The organism is Aureimonas fodinaquatilis, assembly GCF_008369445.1.
GTDB classification, from domain to species: Bacteria; Pseudomonadota; Alphaproteobacteria; order Rhizobiales; family Rhizobiaceae; genus Aureimonas; species Aureimonas fodinaquatilis.
The window spans coordinates 402,453-418,331 of sequence record NZ_VTWH01000003.1 but is presented as its reverse complement, the minus strand read 5'-3'; the positions used below and the strand labels follow the sequence as shown (position 1 = coordinate 418,331).

17 protein-coding genes and 1 tRNA gene are annotated in these 15,879 nt (G+C 56.3%); 12 read left to right on the top strand and 6 right to left on the bottom strand.

The genetic code is table 11. The features are described 5' to 3' along the window. Positions 1-6: 6 nt before the first annotated feature. The 4 genes from FPY71_RS14160 to FPY71_RS14145 all read right to left on the bottom strand — a co-directional run bounded on the left by FPY71_RS14160 (position 7) and on the right by FPY71_RS14145 (position 2,518). Positions 7-201, bottom strand: coding sequence for a Trm112 family protein (locus FPY71_RS14160; RefSeq protein WP_149300942.1), 195 nt, complete (start codon positions 199-201; stop codon positions 7-9). A gap of 35 nt (positions 202-236) precedes the next feature. Beyond that, on the bottom strand, positions 237-917 hold the full coding sequence (locus FPY71_RS14155; protein WP_149300941.1) for an LON peptidase substrate-binding domain-containing protein: 681 nt from the start codon (positions 915-917) through the stop codon (positions 237-239). A 78-nt stretch (positions 918-995) separates the two neighbouring features. Beyond that, positions 996-1,949 (bottom strand): thioredoxin family protein, encoded by a 954-nt coding sequence (locus tag FPY71_RS14150; RefSeq protein WP_149300940.1) that lies wholly within the window; start codon positions 1,947-1,949, stop codon positions 996-998. A gap of 14 nt (positions 1,950-1,963) precedes the next feature. Continuing rightward, positions 1,964-2,518 (bottom strand): prolyl-tRNA synthetase associated domain-containing protein, encoded by a 555-nt coding sequence (locus FPY71_RS14145; protein ID WP_149301121.1) that lies wholly within the window; start codon positions 2,516-2,518, stop codon positions 1,964-1,966. Between the two features lie 178 nt (positions 2,519-2,696). Here FPY71_RS14145 and FPY71_RS14140 point away from each other — a divergent pair. The 5 genes from FPY71_RS14140 to FPY71_RS14120 all read left to right on the top strand — a co-directional run bounded on the left by FPY71_RS14140 (position 2,697) and on the right by FPY71_RS14120 (position 9,216). Then, a tRNA-Gly gene (locus FPY71_RS14140) sits at positions 2,697-2,771 on the top strand. A gap of 482 nt (positions 2,772-3,253) precedes the next feature. After that, complete coding sequence (locus FPY71_RS14135; protein ID WP_246160555.1) at positions 3,254-6,679, top strand: response regulator; 3,426 nt, start codon at positions 3,254-3,256, stop codon at positions 6,677-6,679. Further along, positions 6,676-7,509, top strand: coding sequence for a CheR family methyltransferase (locus FPY71_RS14130; protein ID WP_149300938.1), 834 nt, complete (start codon positions 6,676-6,678; stop codon positions 7,507-7,509). The genes FPY71_RS14135 and FPY71_RS14130 overlap by 4 nt, the downstream gene beginning before the upstream one ends. After that, positions 7,506-8,072, top strand: coding sequence for a chemotaxis protein CheB (locus FPY71_RS14125; RefSeq protein WP_149300937.1), 567 nt, complete (start codon positions 7,506-7,508; stop codon positions 8,070-8,072). The genes FPY71_RS14130 and FPY71_RS14125 overlap by 4 nt, the downstream gene beginning before the upstream one ends. A 1-nt stretch (position 8,073) precedes the next feature. Then, positions 8,074-9,216, top strand: a complete 1,143-nt coding sequence (locus FPY71_RS14120; RefSeq protein WP_149300936.1) for a hybrid sensor histidine kinase/response regulator — start codon at positions 8,074-8,076, stop codon at positions 9,214-9,216. Positions 9,217-9,515: 299 nt separating this feature from the next. Here FPY71_RS14120 and FPY71_RS14115 read toward each other — a convergent pair whose 3' ends face one another. Continuing rightward, positions 9,516-9,785: a hypothetical protein gene (locus FPY71_RS14115; protein ID WP_149300935.1), complete on the bottom strand. Its 270-nt coding sequence runs from the start codon at positions 9,783-9,785 to the stop codon at positions 9,516-9,518. 1 nt (position 9,786) lies between these two features. Here FPY71_RS14115 and FPY71_RS14110 point away from each other — a divergent pair, with 1 nt between their 5' ends. From FPY71_RS14110 to FPY71_RS14080, 7 genes are all read left to right on the top strand, one after another. Further along, positions 9,787-10,485 (top strand): GntR family transcriptional regulator, encoded by a 699-nt coding sequence (locus FPY71_RS14110; protein ID WP_149300934.1) that lies wholly within the window; start codon positions 9,787-9,789, stop codon positions 10,483-10,485. A 77-nt stretch (positions 10,486-10,562) separates the two neighbouring features. After that, positions 10,563-11,387 (top strand): transporter substrate-binding domain-containing protein, encoded by an 825-nt coding sequence (locus FPY71_RS14105; protein ID WP_149300933.1) that lies wholly within the window; start codon positions 10,563-10,565, stop codon positions 11,385-11,387. Between the two features lie 12 nt (positions 11,388-11,399). Next, positions 11,400-12,098, top strand: coding sequence for an amino acid ABC transporter permease (locus FPY71_RS14100; protein WP_149300932.1), 699 nt, complete (start codon positions 11,400-11,402; stop codon positions 12,096-12,098). Beyond that, complete coding sequence (locus FPY71_RS14095) at positions 12,098-12,793, top strand: amino acid ABC transporter permease (RefSeq protein ID WP_149300931.1); 696 nt, start codon at positions 12,098-12,100, stop codon at positions 12,791-12,793. Before FPY71_RS14100 ends, FPY71_RS14095 begins: the two co-directional genes overlap by 1 nt. Next, positions 12,790-13,581 (top strand): amino acid ABC transporter ATP-binding protein, encoded by a 792-nt coding sequence (locus FPY71_RS14090; protein WP_149300930.1) that lies wholly within the window; start codon positions 12,790-12,792, stop codon positions 13,579-13,581. The genes FPY71_RS14095 and FPY71_RS14090 overlap by 4 nt, the downstream gene beginning before the upstream one ends. Beyond that, entirely contained in the window at positions 13,568-14,311 is a 744-nt protein-coding gene (locus tag FPY71_RS14085) for an amino acid ABC transporter ATP-binding protein (RefSeq protein ID WP_149300929.1), read from the top strand. Before FPY71_RS14090 ends, FPY71_RS14085 begins: the two co-directional genes overlap by 14 nt. 42 nt (positions 14,312-14,353) lie before the next feature. After that, the gene (locus tag FPY71_RS14080) at positions 14,354-15,055 is read left to right on the top strand and encodes an HpcH/HpaI aldolase family protein (protein ID WP_149300928.1); all 702 of its coding nucleotides are present in this window, start codon (positions 14,354-14,356) and stop codon (positions 15,053-15,055) included. Between the two features lie 34 nt (positions 15,056-15,089). On the opposite strand, the gene FPY71_RS14075 is transcribed toward FPY71_RS14080, so the two are convergent. Then, positions 15,090-15,869, bottom strand: coding sequence for an alpha/beta fold hydrolase (locus FPY71_RS14075; RefSeq protein WP_188052352.1), 780 nt, complete (start codon positions 15,867-15,869; stop codon positions 15,090-15,092). Positions 15,870-15,879 lie beyond the last annotated feature (10 nt).

Genomic DNA, 15,879 nt, shown 5'->3' with positions numbered 1-15,879 from the left:
AGAATCTTACCCCTTATCCAGCGATCTCGCCTCCGATGGCAGCATAATGGGAATACCATCGCGTATCGGGTAGGCAAGATTGGCTGCCCTGGACACCAGTTCATTGCGCTGGCGGTCATAGGTCAGCGTGGTTTTGGTCAACGGGCAGACAAGCAGATCCAGCAGCTTGGCATCCGGTCGCAAAGTGCCATTGTCATCCATGCCGCGCTCCTGTTTTGCCAAGCCGGGCCAATTCATTACTGAAGCACATTACCGCCGCCATCTTCATTGCTTTCACGCGCAAGCGCAAATTCGGTAATGGCAATCAGCGTTTCGGCTCTGGTCCTCAAATCCGGCGCTTCCAGCAAGGCCTGCTTTTCCGCCGGCCCGTAAGGCGACATCATTGACAGGGCGTTGACCAGTGTTTCGTTGGAAGCGCGGGTTACGCTTTCCCAGTCCGCTTCCAGCTGGTTGGCCTCAAGATATTGCCGGAAGGAGCGCAGAAGTTCATCCCGGTTGACATCATCCGCACCTGCGCCAAGGTCCAGATCAGCGGCAAATGCCGAAACCTCGCAAACACGATATGGCTCGTCCACGGCCACTTCCTGAACCACCCGAAACCGGCAGATACCGTGCAGGGTAATGAGGTAGCGGCCATCACCGGTTTCCGTGAGCGAGGAAATGCGTCCCAGACACCCGATATTTGCCAGTTCCGGGTCACCTTCCCCATTCTGCTTGCCATCCAGCCGCGGCTGAATAATGCCGATGACCCGTTCGCTAGCAAATGCATCATCAATCATCGCAACGTAGCGCGGTTCAAAAATGTTCAACGGCATCTGCCCGCCGGGAAGCAGCAAGGCACCTTCCAGTGGAAGAACCGGTACAGTTTCCGGCACTTCCTCAACCCGTGTGTAGTTCAAATTTCCTGCCTGTCCCAAAATAGACGGCCCTTCATGTTATTCGCCGGGCACTTGCTGCCTGCACTCAAGGGAAATATGGCGCAATTGCTCGCAAGCTCAAGAAAACAAAAGCGAAGAAAGCCGGCGGCGCGCATCTTTTGTCACCGGGTCGGCTGCGCCCCAGGCTTCAAAAAATTCCAGCAATTTGCGGCGCGCACCATCATCATCAAAGCTCCTGTCGCGCTGGATGATGGCCAGTAGCCCTTCCGCTGCGGCAGCGCGGTCGCCCTTCGCCTGCGCAATCAGAGCCAGGTCAAACCGGGCCTGATGGTCGTCCGGGTTGGCCAGAAGCCGCGCATCCAGCTCGTCCGCGTCGCCAAGGGCAGCCAGTTCAGCTTTCAGTTTCAGCCGCGTGCGGACAGAAGCCAGCAGTTCATGGTCGCGCACTTCCGGCAAGAACTGGTCCAGAAGTGCCTGGGTTTCTTCAACAAGACCGGAGGCCATGTAGCACTCGGCAAGACCGGCCGCGGCCACCGCATTTTTCGGATCATGCTGCAACAGGCCACTGAACAGCTGAGCCGCAGATTCCATATCACCTTCCGCCATCAGGCTGGCGGCACGATCCAGCGCATCGGACATCGGGTCTTTGACAGTCTTTGCGATCTTATCGACAAAGGCCGCAACCTCGCTGTCCGGCATGGCTCCCATGAAGCCGTCGACCGCGCGGCCCGCCACAAAAACAAACACCGCCGGAATCGACTGCACACCCAAGGGCTGCGCAATGGCTGGATGTTCGTCAATATTTACCTTCACCAGCTTCACACGGCCGCCGGCGGCCAAAACGGCCTTCTCCAGCGCCGGGGCCAGTTGCTTGCACGGACCGCACCATGGTGCCCACACGTCCAGAATAACCGGCTGCGTGTGCGATTCGCGGATCACATCCTCGGCGAAGGTGGCAGTGGTCGTGTCCTTGATCAGCTCTTGTGAAGGGGTTGCCGGAGCGCCCGCACTTGATGTCAGGGACTGCGCTCCATAGCCGCTGTTTCCTGAAGCGTAAGGATTACTGGTCATTTCCTGCCCCCATATTATTCGTTTGATGCGTCGCCGAGATTCGTAATGAGCGGCGGATGCCCGGTCGCTTCACAAAAACTCATAAGATCGACCCGGGAGATGCTGGTCGTTGCCCAATTCGTCAAGGGATGACCGTTGATGATTTCGTATTTCATGAGATTCGCGTCCAGAACCAGCGTTACAGCCCCGTCTGCGTCATTCATAATGCCGAATATGGTCACTGAACCCGGTGTAACGCCAAGCATAGCCTGCATTCGCTCCGAATCACCAAACGACAATCGGCCCTGCGCACCAATTTTCTGATGCAATGTCTTCAAATCGACCTGCGTATCCACATGCGCGACGACAAGAAAAATCCGACCCTTTTTATCCTTTAAAAACAGGTTCTTGGTGTGACCTCCGGGAATTGAGGCAATCAATTCCTCGCTGCCTTCAACAGTGAACACCGGTTCGTGCCACTGGCTGTCGACACTCAGCCCCAGCTTTTTCAGCAGATTGAATAGTGGCTCGGCCTTTTGGCGTGCGTTGACCTCCTCACGTGCTTCGGAGGTTTCAAGCTTTTGATCCATAAGGTTTGTCCCGACAGGTGCAATTTCACTTCTATGAGATTTAGAGGTTTGGGCCAGTGCATGAAAGGGCTCGGGATGAGCAAAGTTGCAAATGACGCAAATTTCCCTGTTGCAATCGGCCTGGGGTTCAGCCATATAGCGGCCAGTCGCAGCGCCACGGTGCTTCGCGGCGGAGCGGGCGGGTGTAGCTCAGGGGTAGAGCACAACCTTGCCAAGGTTGGGGTCGAGGGTTCGAATCCCTTCGCCCGCTCCAAATTTTTCTCAAATGACCGACGATCAGAAGCCCGACGCCGAAGCGGTTGGCGAGCGCTACACGCGGTTGAAGTCACGCCAGTCTCCGGAATTGTCCCTGCCTCTCAAACGCTCGCTGTCACCTGCGGGTTACACGAGCTGTGACGCAAGGCTTGGTCGGGCCGACAGCAGGCAGTTCGCTTCCGTCGCGCCAGCACAGGTTGCAGCAGAAGACTGGACGATCCGGGCAGTTCGAAATTACGGCGACCATCGCGCAATTCCTATCGTTCCATTTTCAGTACATTCTTGCGCACTGGGTCAAATTATTGCTACCTGCAATTCTTTCGGGTCGGTCGGTTTCGGCGCCTGCGAACGTGTTCAAACATTCATAACGCTCACAATTCCGCGTGCCAATCATCTGTCGACAATGGCCATGAAATCGGCCGCAGGTGATCCGGCAGCCCGAACATTTAAAGTTGCACCATGCACCGAAAGACATCCGTATTGACAGGCAGTCGAACGCTCGGCCTCGAGCGCAACGCATTCATCGGCCTGCTGGCCGCGATTGTGTTCTTCGCCGCCAGCGCCGCATTGTCATTTTACACGATTCAAAACATTAGGGATAATAGCGCTCGCGTCACGCAAACTCATTCCCTGATCACCGCTCTCGACCTGCTTCTGATCGATGTACAGGACGCTGAGGCGGGCCTGCGAGGCTACCTGCTAACAGCGGATGACCAGTATCTTGGCCCGTACAATCGCGCGATGTCTCAGGTCGAGAACCGCATTGAAACGCTCAACTCCGTTGCGACAACCCAAATGCGGGAGCGAGGTGGTCCTTCCGAGTTAAGAGCCTTCACAGTTTCCAAGCTCGACACCATGAGGGAGACGCTCCGCCTTTACAGGGAAGAGGGACAGGCCGCGGCATTGGAATTCATGAGGACCGACCGTGGTCGCAGCGATATGGATGGAATCCGGAACACGGTCGGGAAACTGCGGATTGAGGCCGGCGAAGAGCGTACCCAGCGCCTGCAGGAGAGAGACAGGTCATTTGTAATTGCATGGTCAACCGGTGTTGCGGCAGGGGTCGTGGGCCTTATTCTCACACTGATCATCACTGGATTGCTGAGAAAAACTGCACTGGGACAAAAGCGAGAACAGTGGCTCAAAGACGCCCAACTTGGTTTGGCATCGGCGGCATCCGGCGAGCAGCCACTTGCTCAGCTAGGCCAGAATATCCTCGGCTTCCTGACGAATTATCTCGGCGCTGTCGCCGGAGCCATTTATGTCGAAAGCGCTGGACGGTTCCAACGCACGGCTGTCCACGGTGTGCCGCCAGACGTGAGCCTTCCGACCAGCTTCGGAGAAAATGACAGCCTGTTCGGCCACGTACTGAAAGATCACCGGCCAATCGCTGTTGGGGAACTTCCAGACGGCTATATCAGCTTCGGCTCAGGCCTGGGGCAGCACAAGCCGCGTTACCTGGCCTTGGCCCCGGCGATCGTCGAAGGCGATGTCCGCGGCGTCTTCGAACTCGGTTTCCTGTCCAGTGTCAGCAATGACACCCTGTCGCTTCTTGAAGAAGCGTCTGAAATCATCGCCGTTGCGATCAGGTCTGCAGAGTTCAGAACAAGGCTCCAGGCGCTGCTTGAAGAGACGCAACGCCAATCGGAAGAGCTGCAAGTGCAGGGCGAAGAGCTGCGGGTATCGAACGAGGAACTGGAAGAACAAGGACGCGCACTTCGCGAGCAGCAGGCGCGCCTGGAACAGCAGCAGGCCGAACTCGAACAGACCAATTCCCAGCTCGAAGAGCAGGCAGAGGAGCTGGAGCGACAGCGCGACAATCTGGAGCGTTCGAAAAGCGCCATCGAGGCCAAGGCGAAGGAAGTCGAACTTGCGAGCCGCTACAAGTCAGATTTCCTGGCCAATATGTCCCATGAACTGCGTACGCCTCTGAACTCCTCGCTCATCCTTGCCAAGCTTCTTGCTGATAATTCAGAAGGCAATCTGACGGTGCAGCAGGTGCAGTTTGCCCAGACGATCCAGTCTTCCGGCAACGACCTCCTGAACCTGATCAACGATATCCTCGATCTATCCAAAATTGAGGCGGGCCACGTTGAGATCCATCCGGAGGCCGTTTCCATCGAACGCACGCTCAGCGGGTTGCGTCACATGTTTGAACCGCTGGCATCCAACAAGGGGCTGCAGTTCAACGCCTCTGTTGAAGCGGACGTACCCGGCGGGATCCAGACGGATCCGCAGCGGCTGGAGCAAATTATCAAGAACCTGCTCGCCAATGCTCTCAAGTTTACGGAGAAAGGCAGCGTCTCGCTTGAAGTTCGCCGTTACGGCGACAGTCAGCTCGCTTTTGCGATCAAGGATACGGGCATCGGCATAGCTGAAGAGCAGCAAAAGCGCATCTTCGAGGCCTTCCATCAGGCTGACAGCACGATCAGCCGCAAGTTCGGTGGAACCGGCCTTGGCCTGTCGATCTCACGTGAGCTGGTCCGGCTGCTCGGCGGTCACTTCCTGCTTGAAAGCGAAGTCGGTGTTGGCAGCACCTTTACCATCGTTATCCCCACAGAATTCGACAGCGCTCTGGTGAAAGCGCCACATCAGGAGCCGGCTTACCAGCCGCAGCCGCTCGCCGCCCCGATTCAGGCTCCGTCTGCCGCGATCGCGCCTGCAAAACTGAAGGCCATTGCCATCATTGAGGATGATCGGGCGAAGTCCGCAGACACGGAGCGGAAGTTGCTGATTGTCGAGGACGACCAGCCCTTCGCGCTTATCCTTCGCGATCTCGCGCGCGAACTCAAGTTCAAGGCCCTCGTCGCTGGCACGGCGCAGGAAGCGCTGGAGCTCGCCCATCAGTTCCTGCCGAACGCCATTCTTCTCGACGTCGGCCTGCCTGACCAGTCCGGCCTGTCCGTGCTCGACCGCCTCAAGCGCGACGTGCGCACCCGCCATATCCCCGTTCATGTTCTGTCTGCCGAGGACTATTCCGATCGCGCGCTTTCGCTTGGTGCTGTCGGTTATGCCCTGAAACCCGTTCAGCGCGATCGCTTGATATCGATGATCGAATCCCTTGGCGCAAAGGCTGAACAAACTCTGCGTCGCGTCTTGATCGTGGAAGACAATACCGTACAGCGAGAGGCATTGTCGAAGCTCTTGTCGTCCCACGACGTTGAAACAGTGGGGGCCGGCACGGCTGCCGAGTGCATCGCTCTTCTGGCCGAACAGACCTTCGACTGTATGGTGCTGGATCTTTCCTTGCCGGATGCATCGGGCTTTGCGCTTCTGGAGACGCTGAGCCAGGAAGGCATGCATTCCTTCCCGCCCGTCATCGTCTACACTGGCCGCGTTCTCTCTTCCGAGGAAGAGCAGCGGCTACGTCGCTATTCGAAATCGATCATCATCAAGGGCGCAAAATCGCCGGAACGCCTGCTCGATGAGGTCACGCTCTTTCTTCATCAGGTGGTCTCAGAGTTGCCTGATGAGCAGCAGCAGATGATCCGCAAGGCACGCAATCGCGACGAGCTTCTGGAAGGCCGCCGTATCCTGATTGTTGAGGACGACGTGCGCAATATCTATGCTCTGACGAATATTCTCGAGCCGCGCGGCGTGCTGGTCGAGATCGCCCGAAACGGCGAGGAAGCGCTCGATAAGCTGGAGCGGTCGCTGAACAAGCCGGAAGACAGGATTGATCTGGTGCTGATGGACGTGATGATGCCGGTGATGGATGGCCTCACCGCGACCCGTCACATCCGCAAGAATGCGGCGTGGCAGAAGCTGCCGATCATCACCTTGACCGCGAAGGCCATGCCGGACGATCAGAAGCGCTGCATCGAAGCCGGCGCCAACGACTACATGGCCAAACCACTTGACGTCGAAAAGCTGTTGTCTCTCGTCCGCGTGTGGATGCCTCAATGACGGAGACATTCGACAAGATCGAAGACATCGAGATCCGGCTGCTGCTGGAGGCGCTCTATCATAGATACCACTATGACTTTCGCAGCTACGCCATGTCTTCCATCCGCAGACGGTTGCGCCAAGCTCGCGAGCAGTGGGGTTTTGCGACGATCTCAGCTATACAGGAACGTGTCCTTCACCACCCGGAAATGCTTGATGATCTGCTCCGTTTTCTGACAGTGCAGGTTAGCGAGATGTTTCGCGATCCGTCCTATTTCAAGGCCGTACGGGAAAAGGTCATTCCGCATCTGCGCACCTACCCCTCCCTGAAAATCTGGATTGCCGGATGCAGTTCGGGCGAAGAGCTCTACTCCTTTGTCATTCTGTTTCGGGAGGAAGGGCTTGAGGATCGCACAATCTTCTACGCAACAGACATCAATCCGGACGCGCTTACCCACGCGGCGGCCGGGATCTACGACATCGAACGGGTCAAGCTCTTTACCGAGAACCATCGCCAATCCGGCGGCAAGGGCTCTTTGTCGGACTATTATATGACGGGGTACAATCGCTGCATCCTGGACAAAAGCCTGCGGCGTAACGTTGTGTTCTCGGATCACAGCCTGGTGACGGATCAGGTCTTTGGGGAGATGCAGATGGTCTCCTGCCGCAACGTCATGATCTATTTCGACCGAAACCTGCAGGACCGCGCCGTTGGCCTGTTTCGCGACACCTTGCCGCGCAATGGTTTCCTCGGCCTGGGTTCAAAAGAAACGCTGCGCTTTTCCACGCATGTCGAAAGCTTTCGGGAATTCGTCCGCGAGGAGAAGATCTATCAAAGGATCGGCTCATGAAAGACGATCCAGAAGGCGCAGTGATCATCGGTGCCTCCGCCGGGGCACTTGAAGCCTTATCGGCCATATTGTCGCCCCTGCCTGCAACGTTTCGGTACCCCATTTTTGTTATTGTGCACTTGCCGCCAAACAAACGCAGTGTGCTCGCCGCGATCTTTGACCTCAAATGTCAACTCCGCGCGATTGAAGCGGAAGACAAGGAACCAGTCGAGGCGGGAACCATCTACTTCGCTCCTCCTGACTACCATCTTCTGCTCGAGGGGCGGGCGCATCTCGCGTTGTCTAGCGAGGAAGAGGTTCTCTTCTCCCGGCCTTCGATCGACGTGGCGATTGAGAGCGCGGCGGACGCGTGGGGAAGCCAACTCATAGCCATCATCCTGACAGGCGCCAATCATGATGGTGCGCGAGGTCTTTCGGCCGTCGTCCACGCTGGAGGCACAGCAATCATCCAGGATCCGTCCGAGGCTTTTGCCCAGGCTATGCCTGAGGCTGCCATTCGCGCGTGCCCAAGCGCCAAGATTCTCACCTTGTCGAAGATTTCGACCTATTTACAGAACATCTAAAATGAAACCTGTTGTCACATTCCTTCTCGTCGACGACCTCCCGGAGAACCTGCTTTCTCTGGAGGCACTGCTACAGCGCGATGACCTGACGCTGTTGAAGGCAAGGTCGGGTGATGAAGCGCTCGAACTCCTCCTGCAGCATGATGTGGCTCTGGCACTCATCGATGTCCAAATGCCCGGCCTGAATGGCTTTGAGCTTGCCGAACTGATGCGCGGCAATGAACGGACAAGACGAGTGCCAATCATTTTCGTGACTGCGGGCGCCCACTCTGCTGAACGGCGATTTCAGGGTTACGAGGCGGGTGCCGTCGATTTCATCCAGAAACCGATCGAGCCGGACATTCTGAGAAGCAAGGCTGAGATCTTCGCCGAGCTCTATCGCCAGCGACGGATGATCGCGGAGCAAAGAGACAGGCTCGAAAAGCAGGCACGGGCGCTACAGCTTGCCGACACGCGAAAAAACGAGTTCATCGGCGTATTGGTTCATGAGTTGCGCAGTCCTCTCGCCGCCCTTAACGGCGGCTTGAAGCTTCTTTCCAGAAAGCCTGATGCGGCCAAGATGGAGCAGATCCATGGCCTGATGCACCAGCAGATGGACCACATCGTCAGGCTCGTCGACGATCTACTCGACTTGTCCCGGATAACGCAGGGTAAGATCAACCTCGATAAGTCTGAGTTCGAACTGAAGGAGGCGATCAACACTGCGCTGGAAATGACGAGACAGGTGATCGAAGAACAAAACCATGCGATGAACGTCAGGGTTCCGGAACAGTCCTGCATGGTATTCGCCGACAAGGTCCGGCTGACACAGTGCATTTCGAACCTCCTGAACAATGCCGCAAAATACACGCCAATGTGCGGTCAGATCGAGATCGCGCTGGAGTCTGGTGCGAATGCCTACCGCATCAGTATTACCGACAATGGGTTCGGGCTAACTCCAGAGGGTTCAAAAGCAATTTTCGAGATGTTCGAGCAGGTCGAGGAACATCGGGATCACGCACAAGGAGGACTTGGTATCGGACTCGCGCTCGTCAAGCAGCTCATGGAGTTGCACGGTGGTGATGTTTCCGTCTGGAGTGATGGTCCCGGACTGGGCAGCACATTCACCCTTGAGCTGCCGACTCAGGCAGCTGCAGCACATTAAAGGCGAATGACTGTTTCCAGGATTTGCTCTGATGCCTTCTTACGGAGGGACCGCGGAAGCCTGTCGGCTGTTCATCTGGCTCAACGGCACTAGCGGGTCTACTTCAATTGCCCGACAAATCTCAGTTTGCTCCGCAATGTGCGGCGTAAGTCCGATCCAGAGCATCGATATTAGCGCTGCCACTGCGGACAGTTAGAGTGTATCGACCTTCTGTTACAGGCACTAGCCCCTCATCCAGGGTTGAGGTCGAGAGTTCGGATCCCTTCGCCCGCTCCAATTACTTCCGAAAAATCTACCATTCAGGCGTCGATCTCCATGTTCGGCTTGTCTCCTCGTTTAAGCAGCATCGTCTGCCGCGCACTCTGTGTTTGCACAGCGCGGCCGTGTTTATCACCTGCCCGCGTCAGGGTCAGCGGCGACACATTGCCATTCAAAACCCCAGCAAATAAGCCCTTGCAGCTCATCTGCCGCTTGCATAACACCTTCGCAATGCGGCAAACTGCTTCACAATCGCTCAAAGTGTTGACACTTTGAATTGCAGTGAATACACTTTTGATCAGAGGAGCCAATATGTCTGATTTTCCACCCACAAATGAGCCGGAATTGTTTCGCGGCTCGGACAATGTCGGAGAACAGATTGAGCGCGTGCGCTCGGAAGTGATTGCCATGCTTGATCGCGGCGAGATCTCACCCGGCGAACGGCTGCTGGAAGCCCGATTGGCAAGGCGGCTCAATGTCAGCCGCAACATTGCCCGGGAAGCACTTCGCGCGCTGGAGCAGGTTGGAATCGTGCGCATCGTCCCAAATCGGGGCGCCGAAGTGCGCAAGCTTTCGATGGAGGATGCTCTCGAACTTTATGATCTTCGGGCAGGCCTTGCGCGCACTGCAGCGCGACTGGCCGCAAAGCGGATCAACCGCATCCAACTGGACGAGATGCAGGAACTGCAACGGCAGTTGCAGCATGCGGTGAACCATGATGATGCCTTGTTGTACAACACCATCAATCACCGCTTCCACGAGATCGTCTTCAAAGCCGCGCGCAATACCCGGCTGGCAAGTTACAACGCCATGGTTGAAGACGAGCTTCGCCTGTTTCTCAACCGCACATTCTATTCCGCCTCTGCCTTTGCCAGTTCCTGGGAGGAACACCAGCGCGTTCTCGACGGATTGCTGGAGGGTGACGAGAAGAAGTCATCCGATGCCTTTGAAAATCACATTATCGGCGGCAAGGCCCGTCTCATAAACGGAGAAGTGTCTTTGCGCTTCTGATCACATGCGCATTTTGCTGGGCGTCCGGGAGGAGAACGGGACGACAGCGAAATGGAAAATCAACACCGGGAGGATCCATGAACAAGACCATCACATCACTCGCGCTGGCCGGCTTTTTCGTCACAGTGGCGCCGGGCGCGCTGCATGCAGAAGTTCTTGACGATATTCGTTCACGCGGCAGCATAACCTGCGGCGTTCTCAACAATCTGGAACCCTTTGGCTATCTCGATCCTGCCACGCGCGAAGTTATCGGTTATGAGGTCGATCTGTGCCGCGCTCTGGCCGAGCATCTGGGCGTTACCGCCGAGATCAAGGTGGTTTCCTCGCAGGCCCGTATGCCGGAGCTTCTTCAGGGCCGGCTCGATGTTATTGTAGCGCTGATCAGCTACAGCCCTGAACGCGCGGAGCAGATTGATTTCAGCGGCACCTATGTTGCCGATAGCTTCCAGGCCATCACCACTGAGGGGTCGGGCCTTGAGACACTGGATGATATTGCCGGCAAGCGAGTATCCGTTATCAAGGGCTCGTTCCTGGAGCCCCTCATTCAAAGCAAATACCCCACGGCCACGACCGTTTCCTTTGACGATGCAGCCACCACCTTCATGGCTGTTGCTCAGGGCCGGGTTGATGCAACAGTTCAGCGGACAACCCAGGCGCGCGCGCTTCAGCTTCGTCTGGGCGATGCTGACAACACCGTCATGCTTGATCCGCCGATCACCGTGCAGCGCAGCGGCTTTGCTATCCGCAAGGAAAACCCCGCATTTCTGGCAGAGCTGAACACGTTTCTTGCCGAATACGAAGAGTCCGGCGCCGCCCAGACATTGTTTGATCGCTGGCTCGGAAGCGAGTCGCCATTTCAGTTGACCCGCACTTTCGTGGTGGGAAGCGACATCGCAGAGTGAGCAGAATACCACATGGGTTATGAGCTGAACTTCGCGCCGATACTGACCGCGCCATATCTTGGTTTTCTGATAACGGGTGTCAAATACACGCTGGCACTTTTTGCAGGTTCCTGGATCATTGCGGTCATTCTCGCAACATTTCTGACCACCCTGCGTGCAACCGGATTCAAGCCGTTTGTGTGGCTGATCTCGGCCTATGTTGCGTATCATCGGAATGTGCCGCTTCTGGTGCAGATTCTCGTCTGGTACATCGGCGCGGCAAGCTTTCTGCCTCGTGACGTGAATATGTTCTTCAACAGGAACAACCCGGAATTCCTGTTCGCTCTCATAGCCTTGTCTCTCTATTCCGCTGCTTACATGTCGGAAGACATGCGCAGCGGTATCAGGGCAATTCCCCGAACACAGATGGAGGCGGCCCGCTCTATCGGCTTCAGCTTCATGCAATCGATGCGCTGGGTCATTCTACCGCAAACCTGGCGCGTCGCGCTGCCTCCGCTGATCAACCAGACCTTGTTGCTTTTCAAGGGAACGTCTCTTGCCGCGGCCATCGGCGTAGCCGAGCTGACCTATCAGGCCCGGCAGATTGAGACGCAGACATTTCGGATCTTCGAAAGCTTCGCCGTGGTTACGGCACTCTATCTCATCGGCTCCTTTGCCTTGATGTTTCTGGGTGCCTGGTCCGCCAAGAAATTCAAATTGCGGACGAAGTGATGCTGGATCTCATTCATAATTACTGGCTGTTCTTTCTGATCGGCGATTATCCCAACGGGCCTATCGGCGGTCTGGCAATGACAATGATCATTGCCTTGCTAAGCCTTGCCATCACCTTCCCGCTTGCGGTTCTGATGGCACTGGCGCGTATCAGCCCGCTGCGCTGGATAAGCTGGCCCGCAACAGGCTTTGTCTATGTCATTCGCGGCATGCCGCTGCTGATGCTGCTGTTCTGGGTCTATTTCTTCCTGCCGGTTCTTCTCGGCTTTCCACTCAGCGGCTTCTGGTCGATTGTCATTTCAATCGTGGTTTTCCAGACGGCATATCTGGCAGAGGTTATCCGCGCCGCGATTGAAGCCCTGCCCCGCGGCCAGGACGAGGCCGCCCGGTCATTGGGTATGCGTTACTGGTCCATAATGTTTCGCATCATTCTGCCGCAGGCTCTGTTCAATGCAATTCCCGGAATTCTCAACCAGCTGACCGCGATTATCAAAGAGACATCGCTTGGTTATATTCTGGCGGTGAACGAAATCACCTATGTGGCGGGTGCTATCAACGGGCTTCTGATTACTCGGTCTGTCGAAGTCTTTCTCATTCTCGCGGCAACCTATTTCATACTCTGCTCGAGCGTGTCCTATCTTGCCACCTATCTTGAAAATCGTATCAACCGCAAACGCGCACGGGTGAACCAATGAGCGCGCTCGCTCCTGTAATCCGCATCGAGAGTGTGTCCAAGAATTTTGGCTCATTCGAAGTTTTGAAGAATGTTTCAAGCACGGTGCACGCCAGCGAAGTCATTGTGCTGTGCGGACTTTCCGGCTCAGGAAAGTCAACTCTGATCCGCACCATCAGCGCGTTGGAGCCTATCCGCGAAGGAAAAATCATTGTTGACGGTGTCGATGTGCATGCGCGCGGCACAGACGCAAACCTTTTGCGGCGCGGCATAGGCTTCGTGTTCCAGTCCTTCAATCTGTTTCCGCATCTCAGCGCGCTCGACAACGTGGCTATCGGTTTGCGTCGTTTGATGAAGTTGTCAAAGGGCGAGGCGCATCGCAGGTCGCACCTGTTGCTGGAGCGTGTGGGGCTTAGTCACCGGGCCGCCTATATGCCGGCTGATCTTTCGGGTGGAGAGCAACAGCGCGTCGCCATTGCCAGAGCCTTGTCCATGCAGCCCAAGGTCATGCTTTTCGACGAGCCAACCTCGGCACTCGACCCGGAAATGGTTGGTGAAGTTCTCAAAGTCATCAAGGATCTCAGTGCGGAAGGCATGACGATGATCTGCGTGACGCATGAGATGAACTTTGCACGCGAGGTTGCGGACTGGATCTGGCTGATGGAGGCGGGCGAAATAATTGAAAAGGCTCGTCCGGCCGAATTTTTTGAAAACCCGCAACATGCAAGTGCACGCAGGTTCGTCCAATCGCACCTGGGCCGCTCTGAGGTCAGCACGCTCAGGGAAAGTGACGCAAATGACCATGGCTAAACCGGCAGTCGTTATGAATGGCGTCAACAAATGGTACGGCGCGCACCAGGTACTTTACGACATCAATCTGGAAATAGCCGAGGGAGAAAGGGTCGCTGTCTGCGGGCCTTCCGGATCAGGCAAATCGACCATGATCCGCACGATCAATCAGCTCGAGCCTCACCAGAGCGGGCATATCCTTGTCGACGGCAAGGAAGTTGTCCCGGGAATGAAACGCATCGACCTGATCCGAAGCGACGTTGGCATGGTGTTTCAGCACTTCAACCTGTTTCCGCATTTGAGTGTACTTGAAAATCTGACCATCGCGCCCCGCACCGTTCGTGGAATGAGCAAACGCGCTGCGGAAGAACAGGCCATGACACTTCTGGAGCGGGTGCGCATTCCCGAACAGGCCCATAAATATCCCGGGCAGCTTTCCGGCGGGCAGCAGCAGCGCGTGGCCATTGCGCGCTCATTGTGCATGTCGCCGCGGATCATGCTGTTTGATGAGCCAACCTCGGCCCTGGACCCGGAAATGGTGCGCGAAGTTCTGGACGTCATGGTTCAGCTTGCCCGTGAACACATGACAATGGTTGTTGTCACCCATGAAATGGACTTCGCGCGGGAAGTGGCCGACCGGATTGTGTTCATGGATGCAGGACGGATTGTCGAAATCAACCCGCCAGAAAAATTCTTCACAGACCCCGATAGTCAGCGAACCCGAGATTTCCTGCGAAGGATCCGGAACTGAACAGAGCGTGGTTAAAACTCATAATTTCAAAAGGACAGACAGATGCAAGGCGCCAAACTCAGGCAGAAACTCATTGCTGGTGAAGCAATCGGAATGATCAACCCGCATCAAACCTCGGCAACTTTGGCGGGGCGGCTTACGGAACTTGGCGCCGACGCCATTTTCGTTGATTGCGAGCATGGCGCATGGGGATATGAGGATGTGCGCGTAACCGGCCAGATCGTTCGTGGGGCGCAAGGTGCCATTATCGTGCGCCCGGATTCACATCAGCGTTCATCCATAATCCGCTATCTCAATGTTGGTGCCGACGGGCTGATGGTGCCGATGGTCAACACCGCTGCAGAAGCGCGCGAGATTGTCGATACTGTGCGCTATGCATGTCCGCGAGATTACGATGATCGCCTGATTGTCTGCATGATTGAAAGTGCCGACACGGTGAAAAACGAGCTGGACAGCATGCTTGAAGTTGACGGCGTGGATGTGTTCTTTCTTGGACCCAACGATCTTGCACAATCCATGGGCTATCCATCCTTTACGCCTTACGGATCCGAGCCACCGGCCGATGTCGATGAGATGGTAGAGCTTGCTCTGGCGAAAATAACGGCGGCCGGAAAAATTGGCGGGACCCTGACCAGACTGGAGCGCGTCGATCACTGGCTCGAAAAGGGCGCGCGCCTGATCTACTATCATAGCGACCCAATCCTTCGCGATGGCATTGCAGCTTTCCAGAACAAACTGGGCTAAACCTGATGGCATAGCTCTCGCTATCCCGCGGCATTTACCGCCGCGGGATAGCAGCGCTCAGAACCTTGTTGAACTCTTCCGGGCACTCCATCATGGGGAAATGGCCAGAACCCGCAATATGGACCACAGGCAGTCGTGAAAGGCAGGGTATCGCTTCGTCACTCTCCAGTTCCGCAGAATTGATGGTGCTGGCCGCACAGCGCAACAAAGGCCAACGCTCTTCGATGTCCCACTCCAACAGACTGCGCAGGGTCGACAGCGCAACCATCTGATTGACACCGCACATTTCCTGCACAATCCACCGGCAAATTGCAGGCTGGTTGCCACCTCTGACAGTCCTGACGACCATTGCCTCAGTCACTTCTCGGAAATCAGCAGAAAATGCAGCCACGCGGCTGGCAATTTCCTCGTCAGGACGGCGACAGTAGAACATCGGGTCCGTGAAGGTGTCGACGCCTATGACCCTGTTGCACCTCGCGCCCAACCTGATCGCGGCTTCCACGGCCACCGGACCGCCCATGGAATGGCCAATGAGCGTCACCTGCGGAAGACCCAATGTGTCCACAACCGCGAGAATGCCCTGCGCCATTTCCAGAAGACCGGCACCCGCAGGCAAAGGGTCGGACGCGCCGGACCCGGCCATATCCAAAGTGACCACTCGGCAGTGCTGGCTGAAGCTGGGGATTTGCGAAGTCCAGAATGATTGACTGCCACACCAGCCATGCGCAAAGATCAGCGCCGGACCTTCACCGCCGAAATCTGTGAAGCTGACCGTTCCGCCATAAGATGCCTGTGCAGAGCCTGTGACTGCCAATTGACCGCAA